Source organism: Reyranella sp. (assembly GCF_004297405.1).
Classification (GTDB): domain Bacteria; phylum Pseudomonadota; class Alphaproteobacteria; order Reyranellales; family Reyranellaceae; genus Reyranella.
This window is the reverse complement of record NZ_SCVC01000015.1, coordinates 90,403-108,725: the sequence shown is the minus strand read 5'-3', so window position 1 is coordinate 108,725 and position 18,323 is coordinate 90,403. Positions and strand designations below refer to the sequence as shown.

Sequence of the window (18,323 nt, the reverse complement as noted above, 5' to 3'; positions counted from 1 at the left end):
CACCGCGCACCTAGCGTGGCCGAGGGATTCGCTACCGAGGGGAGATATCATGAGGCTCAAATTGTTCGGCCGTACAGCGGTCATTGCCATGACCGGCTTGGCGATGCTCCATACCGAGGCGGCACTGGCACAAGGTGGAATCGACAACAGCTCGCTGACCTCACCCGCCTTCCGCGAACACAAACGCACCTTCGGATTGGTCTACACCCTGCCGAAGGAAGTGAACGATGTCCTGGCCATCACGATCGGCGGCCTGCTGCGTGAGAAGCTACTGGACGCCAATCTCATCGACGAAGCCCTGCGCTTCAACATTCCTCATGTCACCGTGCTGCACATTCACAACTCCGATCCAACGACACCGGAGAAGATGCTGAAGGCGATGCCCAAGCTGCCGCCGGTGCTCAACCTGACACTCAAGACCTTCTACACGACGGAAGCGGCCAAGGGCGCCGGCCATCCCTGGTGGCTCGACCTCGGTATCGTCAAGGAAGGCCCGGGCTTCGAAGCCATGATGGCCTTCAACACGATCGCCACGACGGCCCTTACACCACTGCGCGACGGTCCACTGCCACGTGTCACCGGGCCGGTCTACGCCGCCATGGGTGATGCTGGAAAGGAGCTGGTGCAGACCGTGGGCGTCAGCGGCCTGAATACCGTGAAGGACGGCAAGGAACTGCGTCCACACAATCCGCACAACACGCTGGTCTATTCGATGGCCAAGTTCACGCCCGAGATCCAGGCGGCGTTCAACCAGACCGCAGCGGAGTTCAACCAGATCCTGCCGGAGGGAATCAAGACGACCTTCAAGACGGTGTCGATCGTCGAGCTCGGCTTCTCCGGCAACGTGCTGCGTGAAATCTACCGCATCGGCCTGGATGATGGCGCTGTGCTCAACGTCGCTACGGGTGCAGTGGTCGCAAAATAACTCAGACCAGCCGATACCCCACGCCCGGCTCGGTCAGCACGTGCCGGGGCGAGGCCGGATCAGCTTCGATCTTCTGGCGAAGCTGACGAATGTAGACGCGCAGGTACTGCGGATCGACCGATTCGTCGCGCCAGACCTCGCGCAGCAAATGACGGTGCGTCAGCACCTTGCCGGCATGGATCGCGAGCTGTTCGAGGATGTCGTACTCCTTGGGCGAAAGCTTGATGGCGTCGCCACCGCGCTCGACGTGGCGGCGCACCAGATCGACTTTCAGATCGTCGCTGGAAAAGGTTCGCTCAGCTCCCTGCTCCTGCAGGCGATGCCGAAGCGCGGCACGAATACGCGCCATCAGCTCCTCGGCGCCAAACGGCTTGGTGACATAGTCGTCGGCGCCGGAATCGAGAGCCGCCACCTTGGCGGCCTCGTCGCCGCGGCTCGACAGGACCACGATGGGCACGTGCGCCAGCCCGCGCAGCCGAGCGATCAGGTCGAGGCCGTCGACATCCGGCAGCCCGAGATCGAGCAGCACGAGATCGGGTCGATGATGCCGCATGGCTGACAATGCTTCCGCGCCGTTCGCAGCCTCCAGGACACGGTGCTCGTGCGCAGACAGCGTTGTGCGCAGCAGGCGGCGGATCGGTGGCTCGTCGTCGACGATCAGGATGGTGGCGCCGTCAGCCGCCATGTCGGGTCACCGGATAGATCACCAAGAACTCCGCACCACTCCGGTCCACTCGATTGCGCACCGTGAGCGTGCCGCCCATCGCCTCGACGAAGCCCCGTGCAATGGCAAGTCCAAGGCCAGTGCCGGCGCGGCGGCGATCACCAGCATCGGCTCGATAGAATTTCTCGAAGATACGGTCAAGGTCACCCTCGGCGATACCTGGCCCCTCGTCGCGCACCGCGATCTCAATTCGCCCACCCTCCTGTCGCGCCACGACCTCGATGTCACCGCCCGCCGGTGAATATTTGGCGGCATTGTCGAGCAGGTTGAACAGGACCTGTTCAGCCAGCACGAAATCGAGCTGCAGGGCCGGCATCCCCTGTGGAACTGTGCTCGATACTGTATGCCCCGTCATCAGCGGCTTTATCCGGCGCAGGGTCGTCGAAACGAGGTCGCCGACCTCGACCGCCTCGCGTTTGGGAACGATGGCGCCGGCATCGAGCCGCGTCATATCGAGCAAGTTGCCGACAAAGCGATCCAGCCGCTCGGCTTCGGCCTGGGCTGTCGCCAGCAGCTCCCGGCGCGTACCGGCATCGTAGCGCTCGCCATAGCTCAGCAGGCTGGAGAGCGAACCGATGATCGAAGCGAGCGGCGTGCGCAGATCGTGCGACACCGACGTGAGCATGGCGGAACGCAGGCGCTCCCGCTCGGCGCCGAGGCGGGCCTGGTCGATGTCCTCGGCAAGGGTCACGCGCTCGATGGCGACGGCTGCCTGGTTGCCCACCGCCTCGAGCAGGCGGCGTTCACCGGCGGACAGCTCACGCCCTTCCTTGTTGGGCAGCACGCCGATCGTGGCGATGGCCGACCGGCTGGTGCGGAAAGGCACGAACAGCCAACGCCCGCCCGGCAGGGTATCGGTGCCACGGCCGGCTGGCCGGTCAGCGTCCCACGACCAGCGGGCGGCCGCGATGTCCGCTTCGCTCAATTCACTATCCGGCGGAAACGCGGCTTTGGTTGCGAGCCTGCCACCCTCTGGCATGAGGACGACGATCTCGGCATTGAGCAGGCGCGCAAGGTGGGTCACCACGATCCACAGGAGATCATAGAGATCAACGACACCCGCAATCTTGCGGCTAAAGGCATAGAGTTCGGCTGTGGTCCGCGCTTCGCGCCGCGCCGATTCGGTCTGGACGCGCGTGCGCGCTGCGAGTGCACTCGCGATCGCCGCCACCACCATGAAGAAGAACAGCGCCATCACGTTGGCGGGATCGGTGATGGTGAATTGATAGAGCGGCGGCAAGAAGAAGAAGTTGAAGCAGAGGACACTCAGGCTCGACACCCAGAGCGAAGGCACCAACCCATGACGCGCCGCCGCTGCCAGCACCGGCACCACGTAGATCAGAGAGATGTTCGGCAGCACGATCAACCGATCGACCAGCACGCCGATCGCTGTCGCCGCCGCCGTCGACAGGATTCCTTCGAGATAAGGTCCCGGCGTCCTTGGCACGTCGCGCAGCCAGTCCTTGGCGCTGGCCGCCGGCTCTCGATCGCCCGAAGGCGCTACCTCGACAGCGAGGCCGGAACCCGAGCGCACCAGCTCGTCGACCACCGAGCCGTGCCGCAACTCGAACCAGCGAGAGCGTCGCGACTTGCCGACCACCACACGTGTGGCGTTGCGTAGGCGGGCGAAGGCCACCACCTCCTCGACCACCGACCGGCCGGGCACGGTCACAACCTCCGCGCCGAGCTGGGCTGCCAGCCGCATCGCCTCGGTGAGTCGCGTATGTTCCTGCTCGCTCAATGTGGCGTGGCGATCGGTTTCGACATAGAGCGCGATCAACTCGGCATCGAGCGCCTCGGCACTGCGCTTGGCGGCGCGCACGGCATTGGCTGCTCCCAGCCCAGGATCGAGGCAGACGATCACCCGCTCGCCCGCTGCCCAGGGGCCGGTGATGGCATGTTCGCGCATGTAGCTGCGCATCTGCTCATCGACCCGCACAGCAGTGCGGCGAAGCGCCAGCTCGCGCAGCGCGGTCAGGTTGCCGGGCGAGAAGTAGTGGCGAAGCGCACGTTGCGCCTGATCGCGGACATAGACCTTACCCTCACCTAACCGCGCGATGAGATCGGCCGGCGTCAGGTCGATCAGCTCGACCTCGTCCGCAGCGTCAACCACGCGATCAGGGATGGTTTCGCGCACACGAATGCGCGTGATGCGCGCCACGACGTCGTTCAGGCTCTCGATATGCTGGACGTTCAGGGTCGAATAGACGTCGATGCCGGCGGTCAGCAGCTCCTCGACATCGAGATAGCGCTTGGGGTGGCGACTGCCCTCGGCATTGGTGTGGGCAAGCTCGTCGACCAGGACCAGCGCCGGCCGTCGCTTCAGGATGGCGTCGAGATCCATCTCCTGAAGGGTGCGGCCACGATAGTCGATGGACCGGCGTGGCACGACTTCGAGGTCGGCGAGCTGGGCCTCGGTCTCGCTACGACCATGCGTCTCCACGACACCGACCACGACATCGATGCCCTCCCGTCGGCGGCGATGCGCTGCCGACAGCATCTCGTAGGTCTTGCCGACGCCTGGTGCTGCTCCGAGAAAGATCTTGAGCTTGCCGCGCGCTTCCTTTTCCGCAGCTTTGAGCAGCGCGTCGGGAGAGGGGCGGGCGTCGTCAGTGACCTGGGCCATAGAGCCCGATCATTGTCACCGCTTGGCCTGCGCGTCGAGCGCCAGGTTGAGCTGCAGGACATTGACTCTGGGCTCGCCCAGCAGGCCATACATGCGGCCTTCGGTATGCTGCGCAACCAGGCGCTGGACGTCGGCTTCCGGCATGTTCCGCGCCTTGGCAACCCGCGCCACCTGCCAGGCGGCGGAGGCCGGCGAGAGATGCGGATCGAGGCCGCTCCCCGAGGTCGTGACCAGGTCGACCGGTACGCCTTTGCCGAGCTTGTCGGCGTCTTCCTTGACGCGATCGATCAGCGCCTTGGAGGTCGGGCCGAGGTTGGAGCCCGACGAGTTCGCGGCATTGTAGGGCGCCGACACGGTCTTGGTCGCATCGGCGGGATCCGTGTCCAGGGTGGCCGACAGCCGGCCGTGGAAGTAGCCCTCGCCGATGAAGTTCTGCCCAATCAGGCTCGACCCTATGACCTTGCCGTCGCGCTCGATCAGCGACCCTTTCGCCTGGCTGGGAAAAATGGCTCCGGTGAGACCGACCATGGCCAGTGGATAGGCCAGGCCCAGCAGCACGGTCATCGACAGGAGCATCACGATGGATGCGCGGAAATGACGAAGCATGGTTCTCTCCTTGTCGCGGACCGGCTAGGCGAGGCCTGCGGCCGTGACGATGACGTCGATCAGCTTGATGCCTGCGAAGGGCACGATCAGACCGCCGATGCCGTAAATTAGAAGGTTCCGCCGGAGCAGCGCAGCGGCGCCGCTCGGCCGATACTGCACGCCGCGCAGGGCGAGCGGGATCAAGGCGATGATGATCAGCGCATTGAAGATGATTGCCGACAAGATGGCGCTCTCCGGTGTCGCGAGGCCCATTACGTTCAGCACGCCGAGCTGCGGGTAGAAGGCGATGAACATCGCCGGGATGATGGCGAAGTACTTCGCCACGTCGTTGGCGATCGAGAAGGTCGTAAGCGCGCCACGCGTCATCAGGAGCTGCTTACCGATGGCCACGATCTCGATGAGCTTGGTCGGATCGCTGTCGAGGTCGACCATGTTGCCGGCTTCGCGCGCGGCGTTGGTGCCGGTCTGCATCGCAACGCCGACATCGGCCTGGGCAAGGGCGGGCGCATCGTTGGTGCCGTCGCCGCACATCGCCACGAGCTTGCCCTTCGCCTGCTCCTCGCGGATCAAGCGAAGCTTGGCCTCGGGTGTGGCCTGGGCCAGGAAGTCGTCGACGCCGGCCTCGGCCGCGATCGCCGCCGCCGTCTGCGGATTGTCACCGGTGATCATCACGGTGCGGATGCCCATGCTACGCAACTCGGCGAAGCGCTCGCGGATGCCGCCTTTGACGATGTCCTTCAGGTAGACGACACCGAGGATCTGACCGTTGCGCGATACGGCGAGCGGCGTGCCGCCCTCCTTGGCGATGTAGGTGGAGATACGGCTGACCTCCTCGGTCGGCGGTGTGACGCCGAGCGAGCGCGCATGCTCGATCACGGCATCGACGGCGCCCTTGCGGATCACCGCGCCTTCATGATCGACGCCGCTCATGCGGGTCTGCGCCGTGAAGGGCACGAAGCTGGCATGCAGCTCCGCCACCTCGACCCCACGCAAACCGTGCTTCTCCTTCGCCAACACGACGATGGAGCGGCCCTCAGGCGTCTCGTCAGCCAGACTGGCGAGCTGGGCGACGCGTGCCACCTCGTCCTCGTTGACGCCGGTCACCGGGATGAACTGAGTGGCGTGACGATTGCCGAGCGTGATGGTGCCGGTCTTGTCGAGCAGCAGTGTGTCGACATCGCCCGCCGCTTCGACGGCACGGCCCGAAGTCGCCAACACATTGAAGCGCACCAGGCGGTTCATGCCGGCGATGCCGATGGCCGACAGCAGCGCGCCAATGGTCGTGGGGATCAGGGTCACGAACAGGGCGATCAGCACGACTACCGAGACGGCGCCGCCGGCATAGGTGGCGAAGCTCGGGATGGTTACGACCGCCAGGACGAAGATCAGAGTCAGGCCAGCCAGCAGGACGCTTAACGCCAGCTCGTTGGGTGTCTTCTGGCGCGAGGCACCTTCGACCAGGGCAATCATGCGATCGAGGAAGCTCGATCCCTGCTCGGCGGTGATGCGGACCTTGATCCTGTCCGACAGCACGCGCGTACCGCCGGTCACTGCCGAGCGGTCGCCGCCAGCCTCGCGAATGACCGGCGCCGATTCGCCGGTGATCGCCGACTCGTCGATCGTTGCCACGCCTTCGATGATCTCACCGTCGCCCGGCACCAGATCACCAGCCTCGACCAGGACCCTGTCGCCGACCTTGAGCGTATGGGCACGGCGCGGCTCGAACATGTCACCGACGCCCAGCAGAACTTTGGCCATGGTCTCGCTGCGCATGCGGCGCAGAGTATCGGCCTGGGCCTTGCCGCGGCCCTCGGCCACCGCCTCGGCGAAGGTCGCGAACAGGACAGTGACCCACAGCCAGATTACGATCTGGATCTCGAAGCCGGTGCGCGGCGACCCGACGATGAGATCGCGCACAGTCAGCACGGTCGCGGCCAGCGCCACCAGTTCGACGGTGAACATCACCGGGTTACGGGCGAGCGCGCGTGGGTCGAGCTTGGTGAAGCTCGCAAGCAGCGCAGGCTTGAGGATTGCCGCGTCGAACAGGGACGGCGACTTGTCTTTCTTGCTCATGATGACGCCTCTTAGAACAACGTGCCGGCCAGCATCGCGAAGTGCTCGGCGATCGGTCCGAGCGCCAGGGCCGGTAGGTAAGTAAGACCGCCCACGATCAGAATGGCGCCGACCAACAGGCCGACGAACAGGCCGCCGTGGGTGGGGAAAGTACCGGCCGACGCCGCGGTCTTGCGCTTGGCGGCAAGCGAGCCAGCTACGGCGAGCATCGGTACGATGATGGCAAACCGGCCGACCATCATCGCGATGGCGAGCGTGCCGTTGTAAAAGACGGTGTTGGCCGTCAGCCCACCGAAGGCACTGCCGTTGTTCGCGGCACCAGAGGTGTAGGCGTAGAAGATCTCGCTGAACCCGTGCGGACCAGCATTGGCCGGGCCGGCGAGACCCACCGGCAGCACGCTGGCCAGCGCCGTGAAGCCCAGGATGACCAGCGGCAGGCAAAGGATGGCCAGCATGGTCATCTTGACCTCGCGCGCCTCGATCTTCTTGCCGACATACTCGGGCGTGCGGCCGACCATGAGGCCTGCCAGGAAGATCGCCAGGATAGCGAACAGCAGCACACCGTAGAGGCCGGCGCCGACGCCGCCGATGATGATCTCGCCCAGCAGCATGTTGATCAGCGGGATCATGCCACCGAGCGGCATGAAGCTGTCGTGCATGGCGTTCACGGCACCGCACGAGGCGGCGGTGGTGACCACGGCAAAGAGAGCGGACAGCGGCGAACCGAAGCGTACCTCCTTGCCCTCCATGTTGCCGGCCGTGTTGTCGACACCGAGTGCGGCGATCAGCGGATTACCGCCGGCCTCCGCCCAATAGGCCACATAGGTACCGACCAGGAACAGCACGCCCATGGCGGCGAAAATCGCCCAACCCTGGCGTTCGTCACCGACCGCTCGGCCGAAGACATTGGTCATCGCCGCACCAATCACCAGAATGGAGAGCATCTGCACCAGATTGGTAAAGGCGGTCGGATTCTCGTAGGGATGCGCAGAGTTAGCGTTGAAGAAGCCACCGCCGTTGGTACCCAGCATCTTGATCGCGAGCTGTGACGCGACGGGGCCCTGCGCGAGGGTCTGCTTAGCGCCTTCAACAGTCGTCGCCTCGACATAGGAGGCGAGGTTCTGCGGCACGCCCTGCCAGACGTAGAAGAGAGTCAGCAGAACGCAGATCGGTAGCAGCACATAGAGCGTGACCCTCACGAGGTCGGCCCAGAAATTGCCGATTGTCTTCGCTTCAGTACGCGCAAAACCGCGGACGAAGGCCATGGCGAGCGCAATGCCGGTCGCCGCACTCAGGAAGTTCTGCACCGAGAGCCCGGCCATTTGCGAGAGATAGCTCATGGTGCTCTCGCCACCGTAGCTCTGCCAGTTGGTGTTGGTGAGGAAGCTCACCGTCGTATTGCCGGCAAGATCTGGCGGCACCGACGCCATGCCTTGCGGATTGAAGGGCAGCAGATCCTGCAGACGCAGCAACAGATAGAGAAAGGCAAAACCCACGATGTGGAAGACGATCATGGCGCGGGCATAGACCCACCAGCTCTGCTCTTCCGCAGGATTGATGCCGGCCAGACGATAGAAGCCGCGCTCGACCGGCACCAACACGGGCGACAGAAAGGTACGCCGCCCCGCCATGACATTGTCGAGGTAGCCGCCGAGCGGCCGCGTGAACAGCAGCAGAAGCGCGACGAAGAGCGCGATCTGCGCCCAGCCGTTGATGGTCATGGCAGCCTCAGAACTTTCCTTAGAACTTTTCCGGGCGCGCCAGCGCGACGGTCAGATAGACGAGCAGGATCGCGGCGAGCCCGCCGCCCAGGACGTAATCGAGAATCATGATGCGTCCTCAGATCCGGTGGCAGAGACGCTCGTAAGCGATCAGCAGGCAGAACAGCACGAGGCCGCCGCCGAAAAACAGAACGTCCAACATGGAACTCTCCTTCGGCCGGATAGAAGGAGCTTCGCGCGTAGGAATTCGAGCCGACGGAACCGCCGATGGCATAGGAACGGCATAGGAATTTCGCGATCCACCCGGGTATGGATCGCATTGCCTATGAAATTCCTATGACCCAGTCGCGCGATCGACATGGATTTCCTAGGGCGGCCCCGCGTCTTTTGCGCTCCGTAACAAGGGGAGTCGAAGATGTTCAGGAAATCGGCAAGTCTGGCGGTGGCAATGCTCGCGCTGCTGGGTTCAACTGCCGCCCACGCCCAGGGGACGCCGGATCCAGCGGCGCCGACGGCGCCCGCCCCGCCCGAGAAGGAAGTCTGGAAAGGCCCGTTCGGCGGAACCTTCACCGCAGGCATCGCCGTCCTCAACGACTATTCCTATCGCGGCATCTCCCAGACCCAGCGACAGGTCGCCGTCCAGGCCGCCTTCGGATACGAGACCGCCCCGGTCTCCGAGAAGGTCCCGCTGTCCGCCTACGTCAGCGCCTGGGGCTCCAACGTCAACTTCCCCGGCACCGGCGCCTCCGTCGAAATCGACCTCAACGCCGGGCTGCGCCTCAAAGCCCTCGACGACAAGCTCACCTTCGACCTCGGCTACATCCGCTACAACTATCTCGGCGCCCCCGCCGACCTCTACTTCGACTTCAACGAGTTCGGCCTCGTCGCCGGATACGATTTCGGCGTCGCCCAGCTCCAGGCCGCCGTCCGCTACAGCCCCAACTTCTTCGCCAACTCCGGCAACGCCTGGTACAGATGGGGACAGATCACCGTTCCCCTGCCCTTCCTGCGCGTCAACGAGAACATCGCCTTCAAGGTCTTCGGCAACGTCGGCAACCAGTATGTCGAGCGCTTCACCAACTACGGCATCCCCAACGACAACTACTGGGACTGGCAGGCCGGCGTCGTCGTCAACGTCTATGGCTTCGACCTCTCCGCCGTCTACACAGGCACCAACCTCAGCGTCCAGGATTGCCTCGGCACCCAGAACTGCGCCTCACGCGTCATCATCGGAATCTCCAAGACGTTCTAGGCTGCAGAGACATGAATAAGGCGCGCAGTCGTTCCGGTTCCCTTCCGGACGACCGCGCCTGAAAAGCCGCCAGCCTCCAGCCGCGCCACCGTCTCTTTCGCGATACGCCCAACCTGGGCGGCTGTCGGTGGCTCAAAGACAAGGTGAAGGCGACCACGCGGCGCGAGAACACTTCGGATAATCGCAACCTCCCGTGCCGCGTCCCGCCAGAACAGATTCACGTTGATGGCGAAGACCTTGTCGAAACGCTGCTGGCCGACGGGCATGTCGGCCAGCGCCATCGTGGCGAATGTCGCCTTCCCGTCTCGCTCGTGATTTTGGTTTCGCCGACGAGCGGCCGCGATCATCGTCGCGGAGCGGTCGATCGCCAGAATCGTGCCGCTCGTCAATCCTTCGCAGAGGGCCGCAACGGCCAGCCCTTGCCCACACCCGATTTCGAGAAGCCGATCCGACGGCTTCGGCGCGATGACCTCCAGCGCCCAGGCGATACGCAAGGGCTGTGCAGAGATCAGGTCATCATCCGCTGATGCAGATCGAACATGATCCAGAAGCTGCCGCCCACCATGATGAAGATCAGCAGCGCGGTGAAGACCAGCGCCAGCAGGTTTTCCTTGGGCGTGGTCGTGAAATTGAGATGCAGGAAGAACCGCAGGTGGACCAGCACCTGCAACACGGCAGCAATGCCGATGATCAACAGCGTGCGTTGCGGCGGCAGCGCGTGTGTGGCGACCAGCCAGAACGGAATAACGCTCAGCACGACGGCGAGCACGAAGCCGATCAGGTAGTTGCGAAGCCCATGCTGTTCCATCAGAGCAGTCCCGGCAGGTAGACGATCGAGAAGATCCCGACCCAGGCGATATCGAGGAAATGCCAGAAGAGGCCGAGCCGGTAGAGCCGCGAGGCCACCGGCGCAGTGAGGCCCTTCAGAGCGACTTGCGCCGACAGGATCAGGATCCACAGCAGGCCCATGGTGACATGCACGCCGTGCGTGCCGACCAGGGTGAAGAAGGCCGAGAGGAAGCCGCTGCGGTCTGGCCCGGCACCCTTGGCGATCATGCCGGCGAACTCGCGCACTTCGAGGAAGACGAAGCCCGCACCCAACAGGAACGTGACGGCAAGCCAGCCGATCACGGCGCTGCGATTGCCCGTCCGCACCGAGAGGCTCGCAAAGCCGAAGGTCGTACTGGAGACCAGCAGCAGCACCGTTTCGAGTGCGGCGTTGTTCAGGTCGAAGAGATCCTTGCCCGTCGGCCCGCCGGCCGTGCCGGGGATCATGATGGCGTAGGTGGCGAACAGCAGGGCGAAGATCACGGCATCGCCCATCAGGTAGAGCCAGAAGCCGAGGGCGCGCTGCTCCCGGGTTTCAGCCTCCTCCCGTTCGTGCTCGCTCATGTGCACGACGCTCATGCCCGGCTCCCGAGCTGACGGAAGCGCTCATCTTCCATGCGCTTCACCTCGCCGGCCGACAGGGTGAACTCGGCATTGTCGTCGGACGAACGGGCGATAACCGTGATGAACATCACGATCGCCGAAACGATCACCAGCCACCAGATGTGCCAGACGATGGCAAAGCCCAGCACGAAGGCGAAGCCGCCCAGGATCACACCAGCCGGCGTATTCGACGGGATACGGATCGGTGCATAGGAAGCCGGCCGCCGATAGGCAGTGCCGTTCTTCTTCGCCTCGAGGAAGGGTTCGCGATCGCCGACCGTCGGAATCACCGCAAAGTTGTAGGGCGGCGGCGGCGAGGACGTCGACCATTCGAGGGTACGGCCGTCGAACGGATCGCCCGTCCGATCTTCCGTAAGCTTGCGGTCGCGGATCGAGACATAGATCTGGATCACCATGGAGGCGATACCACACAACACGACGACGGCACCAAGGGCCGCGACCATCAGGTAAGGTTGCCAAGTTGGGTCGTTGTAGGTCTCCATGCGGCGCGGCATGCCCTTCAGGCCGAGCAGATAGAGTGGCATGAAGGCCAGGTAGAAGCCGATCAGCCAGCACCAGAAGGAGGCGAGCCCCCAGCCGCGGTTGAGCTCGAACCCGAAGGCCTTGGGGAACCAGAACATGTAGCCCGCGAGATAGCCGAACAGCACGCCTGGGATGATCATGTTGTGGAAATGCGCGACCAGGAAGGTCGTGTTGTGCATCAGGAAGTCGGCCGGCGGGATGGCGAGCAGCACGCCGGTCATACCGCCAATCACGAAGGTCACGATGAAGCCGATGCTCCACATCATCGACGGATGGAAGTCGATGCGACCGCGATACATGGTCAGCAGCCAGTTGAAGACCTTCACGCCTGTGGGCACCGCGATGATCATGGTCGTCACGCCGAAGAAGGCATTGACGTTGGCGCTCGACCCCATGGTGAAGAAGTGGTGCAGCCAGACGGTGAAAGACAGGATCGCGATCGCCGCCGTGGCATAGACCAGCGATTCGTAACCGAACAGGCGCTTGCGCGAGAAGGTCGCCACGACCTCGGAGAAGATGCCAAAGGCCGGCAGGATCAGGATGTAGACCTCCGGGTGGCCCCAGATCCAGAAGAGGTTGGCGTAGTTCATCATGTTGCCGCCATGCGCATTCGTGAAGAAGTGCATGCCGGCGAGGCGGTCCAGGGCGAGCAGGCCGCAGGCCACGGTGATGGCGGGGAAGGCAAAGGCCATCAGCACCGAGGCGCAGAGCGCGGTCCAGGTGAAGGGCGTCATGCGCATCAAGGTCATGCCCGGCGCGCGCCGTTTCAGGATCGTGACGACGAAGTTGATGCCCGACATCGTCGATCCGACGCCGCTGATCAGGATGGCCCAGATCCAGTAATCGACGCCGACGCCGGGATTGTACTCGATGCCCGAATAGGGCGGATAACCGGTCCAGCCCGCAGTCGAGAACTTGCCGATCACCAGCGAGACCATGACGAGAGCCGCTCCCGCCGCGCTCAGCCACAGGCTGACGGCGTTCAGCCATGGGAACGCCACGTCGCGGGTGCCGATCTGCAGTGGCATGATGAGGTTGATCAGCCCGGTCATGAACGGCATCGCCATGAAGAAGATCATGATCGTGCCGTGCGAGCTGAAGATCTGGTCGAAATGCTCGGGCGGCAGGTAGCCGCCGGCATTGAGCGCCATCGCCTGCTGGGCGCGCATCATGATGGCATCGACGAAGCCACGCAGCAGCATGATCAGCGCCAGCACGATGTACATGATGCCGATGCGCTTGTGGTCGACGCTGGTCAGCCAGTCGGTCCAGAGATACTTCCAGGCCTTGAGCCAGGTCAGCACGATGGCCACCAGCAGTGCACCGCCCACGGTGACGGCCGCGCCTCCGGCTGCGATCGCGCTGTAGAGCGGCAGGGCTTCGATCGTCAGTTTGCCGAACATGCCGCTATCTCCGGGCCGGCACGCCCGCGCCCTGCCCCTGGTTCTGGGTATGGGTGTGGCCGCTGTGCCGGTACTTGGCGATGATCTGGTCGTAGAGACCGGGCTCGATCGCTGAATAGTAGGTAATGGGAACGGCGCGGCTCTTGGCCGCCTGCGCCGGATAGGTCTGTGCGTCGAGGCGGCCCGGCGCCTGCTTGGCCTTGGCGACCCAGGCGTCGAAGTCGCCCTGGCTCAGTGAGAGCACCTCGAAATGCTGGTCCGAGTAACCGCCGCCCGAGTACTGGCTGTTACGGCCGACGAACTTGCCCGGCTGGTCCGCCAGGAGCTGCAGTCGCGTCTGCATGCCGGCCATGGCGTAGATCTGACCGGCGAGCTGCGGGACATAGAAGGAGTTCATCACCGTGTCGGAGGTGATCCGCAGGCTCACCGGGCGTCCCGCCGGGAAAGCGAGCTGGTTCACCACCGCGATACCCTGTTCGGGATAGATGAACAGCCACTTCCAGTCCTGCGCCACGACCTGCACTTCGATCGCCGGACCGGCATTCTCGATCGGACGGTAGGGATCGAGCTTGTAGGTGCTGCGCCAGAGCAGCACGCCTAGGGCAATGACGATAATGGCCGGGATCGACCAGACGAAAGCGTCGATCTTGACCGAATTGGCCCAGGTCGGTGCGTACTGCGCGCTGGTATTGGACGCCCGATAGCGCCAGGCGAACCACAAGGTCAGGATGATGACCGGTACGATCACGATCATCATCACGCAGAAGGCGTCGAAGAGGAGGTCGCGCTCGGCGAGCGCAATCGGCCCCTTGGGGTCGAGAACGGCGGCGCGCTTCAGATCGCATGCGCCGACCAGCAGAGCCACGCTGGCGGCCAGCATCGCTCCACGCCAATTGATTCCCCTGAGCTTCAAGCTCCCCCGCCCGGCTTATTGAACTATTCGGGCAGATTGAAGCTCGCTCTCGTAATGAGCAACGATTTCTTTTGCTGACCTGACGTCAGGTCTACTCGTCAGGTCTTCTGGCCGCCGGGTGGCACAGGCGTCTGGGCTGGCGGCGTCTTGCCTTGAGGGTCCTTCGCCGTGCAGACATCGGCGCGCAGACGATCCTTGAGGGCCGCGATCTGCTCCTCGATCTGCTTGTTCGCCGCTTTCTGCTTCTCGATCTGATCCTCGAGCGCCTTCACCTGTGCGGCATCGGGGCCCGCAGGTGCGGGTGGCGCCGGTGGCGCTGGAAGCTGAACCGCTACGTTCACGATCGGACGATAGAAAAGGTACCAGCCGAGGCCGAGACCGAAGGCCAGGAGGAAGAAGCCGCCCAGCAGGCCGCCCAGAATCCACGGCCAACGCGCTGCCGGACGTTCCGGTTGGGGAGCAGGTGACGGATTGGTGTCTGCCATATTGCAGTTGGGCTCCGGATGCGGGCCTCAGTCAACACCCGCCGCGCGGCGGAATTTGGGCGTTGCGGAGACCTCCTTGCGCAACCGGTTTCGCTATATAAGTGTATATGCACAGACTTGGTGTTCCGAGCCGCCCCTCGACCTGACTTGAAGCGGCGTCTAGGGTCACCGCAATTGAGCAAAGGAGAGTTCCCATGACGGCCTGCATCGTCGGTTGGTCCCACGGCAAGTTCGGCAAGCTCGATGGCGAGACCAGCGAATCGCTGATCGTGAAGGCCGCGAGCGACGCCATCGCCCATGCCGGGATCGAGCCCAAGGACGTCGACGTCATTTACGTCGGCAACATGAATGGCGGCTTCGTGCGCCAGGAGTTCCACTCCTCGCTGCCGCTGCAAACCCATCCCGACCTGCGCTTCAAGCCCAGCACGCGTGTCGAGAATGCCTGCGCCACCGGATCGGCTGCCATCCACATGGGGTTGAACACGCTCGCCGCCGGCAAGGCGCGCTTCGTGCTGGTGGTCGGCGTCGAGAAGATGACCGAACTCAACTCCGCCCAGGCCGGTGACGTGCTGATCAAGGCATCGTACGTCGCAGAGGAAGCGACCATCGAGGCGGGCTTCGCCGGCATCTTCGGCAAGATCACCTCGGCCTACTTCCAACGCTATGGCGACAAGTCGGACGCGCTCGCCAAGATCGCGGTCAAGGCCCACAAGAACGGCGCCAAGAATCCCTTCGCGCATTTCCAAAAGGAGTTCGCCTACGACTTCTGCCGCACGCCGTCGGATAAGAACCCGTTCGTCGCCGGCCCGCTGAAGCGCACCGACTGCTCGCCCGTCACCGACGGCGCGGCGGCCGTGGTGCTGACCGACGTCGGCACGGCGCTGGGCATGAAGCAGGCGATCGCCTTCCGCGCCGCCGAGCACGTCAACGACTTCCTGCCCATGAGCAAGCGCGACATCATCAAGTTCGAAGGCCCGCAGCGCGCCTGGCAGCAGGCGCTGAAGTCGGCGCACCTCGACCTGCTCGATCTCTCCTTTGTCGAAAGCCATGACTGCTTCACCTCCGCCGAGCTGATCGAGTACGAGGCGATGGGCCTCACGGCACCAGGCGAAGGCGAGCGGGCCATTCACGAAGGCTGGGTCGAGCGCGACGGCAAGCTGCCGGTCAACGTCTCGGGTGGCCTGAAGGCCAAAGGCCATCCGGTCGGCGCGACGGGCGTCAGCATGCACGTGATGTCCGCCATGCAGCTCTCGGGAACGGCGCCGGAAGGCATGCAGCTTCCCAAGGCCAAACTCGGCGGCGTGTTCAACATGGGCGGCGCGGCCGTCGCCAACTATGTGAGCATCCTCGAACCGCTGCGCTAGACAGCGTGCGCCCCGTCGACCGTCCCGAAAGCGACGCCATCCTGGGGGCCATGCGCCAAGTGGCGTTGGCGGGCGGTCACGCCATCAGCCACGCCGATACGGTGAGCATCCTCGCAGCAGGTCATTACCTGCTGCGCCGGCACGATCTCACCGATATCGGAGCCTTGCCCGCGGTCGAGCCCGTCGATCTGGCCCGACTGCTGCAGGACCACGAGCTGGCGCGCGAGGCGCTGCGCTATCTCGCCATCATGGTGATGGTCGACGGCGCCCTCGACCCGGAGAAGCTCAAGCTGGTGCTGGCCTATGCGCGGGCTCTCGACATCGAGGAAGCCTATCTGACGCAGATGGTCGAGGCGGCGTCGGGCCACATGGCCTGGTCGATCGCCGACATGACGATGCGCAACGCCGAGAGCGTCGTCGGTGGGCCCTGGGGCAATCGCCCTGATCCGGCGGAATGGATTCTCCCCTACAAGGGTGACAAAGCCGATCCCGCGCTGGTGGCGCGCTACGAGGCGCTGGGCAAGCTGCCGCAGAATACGTTCGGCAAGGCGCTCTGGGACTTCGACAAAAGGAATGGCTACCCGTTCCCCGGCGACCCGGGTGCGCTCAACGCGGGCTTCGCGACGCCGCATGACGCCACCCACATCATCTCAGGCTACGACACGAGCTACCGCGGCGAGATCCTGGTCTCGACCTTCACGGCGGCCATGCACCCGATCAATCCCATGGCGGGCCATATCATACCGGTGATCTTCAACGGCCATCTCGGCGTCAGGTTCAACGACGTCGCCACGCCCGCCACAGGCGGCTTCGATCCGAAAGAGTTCTGGTATGCTTGGGCGCGCGGTCGCGACATGACCATCGACCTCTTCGCCCCAGACTGGAGCGTCTGGGACTGGATCGAGCAGGATCTCGAGAAACTGCGCCGCGACTGGAACGTCGCGCCGGCCTAGACGACCGGGCTCGCGCCGCCGTCGACGTTGATGGCGACACCGGTGATGAACGAGCCGGCATCGGAGCAGAGGAAGCAGGCCATGCGCGCGAACTCCTCGGCCTTGCCCATGCGGCCGATCGGGATGCGGCCCTTGGCCATGCCGGCCAGGAACTCCTCGTAGGTCTTGCCCTCACCCGCTGCGGTCTTGTGACGGCGTTCCCACTGGTCGCTCTCGATCAGGCCGACCAGCATCGCATTCACCAGGATGTTGTCCTTTGCATTCTCCTGGGAGAGCGCTTTGGTGAGCGCGAGGCCAGCCGCCCGACTGACGCTGGTCGGAGTCGAGTTGGCGGTCGGCGCCTTGGCGCCGATGTTCAGCACGTTGACGATGCGGCCCCACTTGCGCTGGCGCATGCCGGGCAGCGCATGGCGGATCAGGCGGATGGCGGCGAACAGCTTGAGGTCGAGGTCACCCTGCCAATCCTCGTCGGTCACCGTGTCGAACGGCTTGGCGTGGCTGATGCCTGCGTTGTTGACCACGATGTCGACCTTGCCGAACTCGGCCTCGACCTTCTTCCAGGTCTCCGCGATGGCGGCCGCCTTGGAGACGTCGCAGGAATAAGCCTCGATCTTGATGTTGGCCTTGCCTGCAACCTTGGCCACTTCGGCTTTGGCTTTGGCAAGCGCGTCGGCCTTGCGCGCCAGCAATGCCACCGACGCGCCCGACGCCGCGAATTCCTTGGCCATGGCGAGGCCGAGCCCTGTGCTCGCCCCCGTGATCACGGCCACGCGGCCATCCATCCGTACGTCCATCTCGACCTCCCGATTGCAAAATCGGCCGCCACCTTATCGTCGATGGCGCGGGAGTCGAGATGCAGGCCACCCTATTGCGGCAGCGATTCCGCTTCGTAGAGCTTGGCGTACTCGGCGCTGGGCGGGATCGGCTTGATGACGTCGATGGCGATGCCGTTCGGGTCTTCGGTGATGAAGTGCCGCTGGCCGAAAGCCTCGTCCCGCAGGGTGAGATGAATCTTGAGCCCGGCGGCCTTGGCCCGCTCGTATTCTGCGTCGACGTCCTCGACTTCGAAGTTCACCAGAATGCCCGCCGCCTTCTTGCGGAACGGCGCGGGGATCGTCTCGTGCCGGTAGTCGAGGATCGCGAGGTGCGCCGTGCCCAAGGCCTCGCTGGTGAGATGCACGTACCAGCCGCTGTCGAAGACACGCTTGAAGCGGAACTGGCGCTCCCAGAAAGCGGCGGTGCCGGCGACATCGTCGGTGCAGAGCACGGTGTAGAAGCTCCTGAGTTGCATTGCCCTCTCCTTG

General features: G+C 64.2%; 18 protein-coding genes. 4 read left to right on the top strand and 14 right to left on the bottom strand.

All coding sequences use genetic code 11. The annotated features are described in order from the left end of the window. The first annotated feature begins 49 nt into the window (after window positions 1–49). Entirely contained in the window at window positions 50–925 is an 876-nt protein-coding gene (locus EPO50_RS12925) for a hypothetical protein (RefSeq protein ID WP_296344590.1), read from the top strand. A gap of 1 nt (window position 926) precedes the next feature. Here the strand turns inward: EPO50_RS12925 and EPO50_RS12920 are convergent, their stop codons facing one another. From EPO50_RS12920 to EPO50_RS12895, 6 genes are read right to left on the bottom strand one after another with little or no spacing between them, the layout of a single operon-like run. Beyond that, window positions 927–1,610, bottom strand: a complete 684-nt coding sequence (locus tag EPO50_RS12920) for a response regulator transcription factor (protein ID WP_296344589.1) — start codon at window positions 1,608–1,610, stop codon at window positions 927–929. Then, window positions 1,600–4,275: a sensor histidine kinase KdpD gene (locus EPO50_RS12915; RefSeq protein ID WP_296344587.1), complete on the bottom strand. Its 2,676-nt coding sequence runs from the start codon at window positions 4,273–4,275 to the stop codon at window positions 1,600–1,602. Before EPO50_RS12915 ends, EPO50_RS12920 begins: the two co-directional genes overlap by 11 nt. Window positions 4,276–4,290: 15 nt before the next feature. Next, complete coding sequence (gene kdpC / locus EPO50_RS12910) at window positions 4,291–4,881, bottom strand: potassium-transporting ATPase subunit KdpC (RefSeq protein ID WP_296344585.1); 591 nt, start codon at window positions 4,879–4,881, stop codon at window positions 4,291–4,293. A gap of 24 nt (window positions 4,882–4,905) precedes the next feature. After that, window positions 4,906–6,954, bottom strand: a complete 2,049-nt coding sequence (kdpB, locus tag EPO50_RS12905) for a potassium-transporting ATPase subunit KdpB (RefSeq protein WP_296344583.1) — start codon at window positions 6,952–6,954, stop codon at window positions 4,906–4,908. A gap of 11 nt (window positions 6,955–6,965) precedes the next feature. Beyond that, the gene (gene kdpA / locus EPO50_RS12900) at window positions 6,966–8,675 is read right to left on the bottom strand and encodes a potassium-transporting ATPase subunit KdpA (RefSeq protein ID WP_296344581.1); all 1,710 of its coding nucleotides are present in this window, start codon (window positions 8,673–8,675) and stop codon (window positions 6,966–6,968) included. A 19-nt stretch (window positions 8,676–8,694) separates the two neighbouring features. After that, window positions 8,695–8,784: a potassium-transporting ATPase subunit F gene (locus tag EPO50_RS12895; protein ID WP_020699354.1), complete on the bottom strand. Its 90-nt coding sequence runs from the start codon at window positions 8,782–8,784 to the stop codon at window positions 8,695–8,697. A gap of 306 nt (window positions 8,785–9,090) precedes the next feature. On the opposite strand from EPO50_RS12895, the gene EPO50_RS12890 reads away from it, so the two are divergent. Beyond that, window positions 9,091–9,927 (top strand): TorF family putative porin, encoded by an 837-nt coding sequence (locus tag EPO50_RS12890; protein WP_296344576.1) that lies wholly within the window; start codon window positions 9,091–9,093, stop codon window positions 9,925–9,927. Here EPO50_RS12890 and EPO50_RS12885 read toward each other — a convergent pair. From EPO50_RS12885 to EPO50_RS12860, 6 genes are all read right to left on the bottom strand, one after another. Next, window positions 9,924–10,436 carry a class I SAM-dependent methyltransferase gene (locus EPO50_RS12885; RefSeq protein WP_296344697.1) on the bottom strand — a complete coding sequence of 171 codons (513 nt, stop codon included), beginning with the start codon at window positions 10,434–10,436 and terminating at the stop codon, window positions 9,924–9,926. The genes EPO50_RS12890 and EPO50_RS12885 overlap by 4 nt on opposite strands. Then, window positions 10,436–10,735, bottom strand: coding sequence for a cytochrome o ubiquinol oxidase subunit IV (gene cyoD / locus EPO50_RS12880; RefSeq protein WP_296344574.1), 300 nt, complete (start codon window positions 10,733–10,735; stop codon window positions 10,436–10,438). Before cyoD ends, EPO50_RS12885 begins: the two co-directional genes overlap by 1 nt. Then, window positions 10,735–11,319: a cytochrome o ubiquinol oxidase subunit III gene (gene cyoC / locus EPO50_RS12875; protein WP_296344695.1), complete on the bottom strand. Its 585-nt coding sequence runs from the start codon at window positions 11,317–11,319 to the stop codon at window positions 10,735–10,737. The genes cyoD and cyoC overlap by 1 nt, the downstream gene beginning before the upstream one ends. Window positions 11,320–11,330: 11 nt before the next feature. Next, window positions 11,331–13,304 (bottom strand): cytochrome o ubiquinol oxidase subunit I, encoded by a 1,974-nt coding sequence (gene cyoB / locus EPO50_RS12870; protein ID WP_296344572.1) that lies wholly within the window; start codon window positions 13,302–13,304, stop codon window positions 11,331–11,333. A gap of 4 nt (window positions 13,305–13,308) precedes the next feature. Then, a complete protein-coding gene (gene cyoA / locus EPO50_RS12865; protein ID WP_296344570.1) occupies window positions 13,309–14,184 on the bottom strand; it encodes a ubiquinol oxidase subunit II in 876 nt (291 codons plus the stop codon). 131 nt (window positions 14,185–14,315) lie between these two features. Continuing rightward, window positions 14,316–14,702: a hypothetical protein gene (locus EPO50_RS12860; RefSeq protein ID WP_296344567.1), complete on the bottom strand. Its 387-nt coding sequence runs from the start codon at window positions 14,700–14,702 to the stop codon at window positions 14,316–14,318. Window positions 14,703–14,896: 194 nt separating this feature from the next. On the opposite strand from EPO50_RS12860, the gene EPO50_RS12855 reads away from it, so the two are divergent. Continuing rightward, a complete protein-coding gene (locus EPO50_RS12855) occupies window positions 14,897–16,066 on the top strand; it encodes an acetyl-CoA acetyltransferase (RefSeq protein WP_296344564.1) in 1,170 nt (389 codons plus the stop codon). 5 nt (window positions 16,067–16,071) lie between these two features. Further along, a complete protein-coding gene (locus EPO50_RS12850; protein ID WP_296344562.1) occupies window positions 16,072–17,019 on the top strand; it encodes a hypothetical protein in 948 nt (315 codons plus the stop codon). On the opposite strand, the gene EPO50_RS12845 is transcribed toward EPO50_RS12850, so the two are convergent. Together EPO50_RS12845 and EPO50_RS12840 are read right to left on the bottom strand one after the other, a co-directional pair. Then, window positions 17,016–17,813, bottom strand: coding sequence for an SDR family oxidoreductase (locus EPO50_RS12845; RefSeq protein ID WP_296344561.1), 798 nt, complete (start codon window positions 17,811–17,813; stop codon window positions 17,016–17,018). The genes EPO50_RS12850 and EPO50_RS12845 overlap by 4 nt on opposite strands. A gap of 71 nt (window positions 17,814–17,884) precedes the next feature. Next, on the bottom strand, window positions 17,885–18,310 hold the full coding sequence (locus tag EPO50_RS12840; protein WP_296344559.1) for a VOC family protein: 426 nt from the start codon (window positions 18,308–18,310) through the stop codon (window positions 17,885–17,887). Between the last annotated feature and the right edge of the window lie 13 nt (window positions 18,311–18,323).

Bases quoted from the DNA above. Each gene is read 5' to 3' on its own strand.
- cyoC (WP_296344695.1), bottom strand. From the start codon at position 11,319: ATGAGCGAGCACGAACGGGAGGAGGCTGAAACCCGGGAGCAGCGCGCC.
- EPO50_RS12925 (WP_296344590.1), top strand. From the start codon at position 50: ATGAGGCTCAAATTGTTCGGCCGTACAGCGGTCATTGCCATGACCGGC.
- EPO50_RS12915 (WP_296344587.1), bottom strand. From the start codon at position 4,275: ATGGCCCAGGTCACTGACGACGCCCGCCCCTCTCCCGACGCGCTGCTC.
- EPO50_RS12860 (WP_296344567.1), bottom strand. From the start codon at position 14,702: ATGGCAGACACCAATCCGTCACCTGCTCCCCAACCGGAACGTCCGGCA.
- EPO50_RS12920 (WP_296344589.1), bottom strand. From the start codon at position 1,610: ATGGCGGCTGACGGCGCCACCATCCTGATCGTCGACGACGAGCCACCG.
- EPO50_RS12840 (WP_296344559.1), bottom strand. From the start codon at position 18,310: ATGCAACTCAGGAGCTTCTACACCGTGCTCTGCACCGACGATGTCGCC.
- EPO50_RS12890 (WP_296344576.1), top strand. From the start codon at position 9,091: ATGTTCAGGAAATCGGCAAGTCTGGCGGTGGCAATGCTCGCGCTGCTG.
- EPO50_RS12845 (WP_296344561.1), bottom strand. From the start codon at position 17,813: ATGGACGTACGGATGGATGGCCGCGTGGCCGTGATCACGGGGGCGAGC.
- kdpA (WP_296344581.1), bottom strand. From the start codon at position 8,675: ATGACCATCAACGGCTGGGCGCAGATCGCGCTCTTCGTCGCGCTTCTG.
- cyoD (WP_296344574.1), bottom strand. From the start codon at position 10,735: ATGGAACAGCATGGGCTTCGCAACTACCTGATCGGCTTCGTGCTCGCC.
- kdpB (WP_296344583.1), bottom strand. From the start codon at position 6,954: ATGAGCAAGAAAGACAAGTCGCCGTCCCTGTTCGACGCGGCAATCCTC.
- cyoA (WP_296344570.1), bottom strand. From the start codon at position 14,184: ATGCTGGCCGCCAGCGTGGCTCTGCTGGTCGGCGCATGCGATCTGAAG.
- cyoB (WP_296344572.1), bottom strand. From the start codon at position 13,304: ATGTTCGGCAAACTGACGATCGAAGCCCTGCCGCTCTACAGCGCGATC.
- EPO50_RS12855 (WP_296344564.1), top strand. From the start codon at position 14,897: ATGACGGCCTGCATCGTCGGTTGGTCCCACGGCAAGTTCGGCAAGCTC.
- EPO50_RS12895 (WP_020699354.1), bottom strand. From the start codon at position 8,784: ATGATTCTCGATTACGTCCTGGGCGGCGGGCTCGCCGCGATCCTGCTC.
- kdpC (WP_296344585.1), bottom strand. From the start codon at position 4,881: ATGCTTCGTCATTTCCGCGCATCCATCGTGATGCTCCTGTCGATGACC.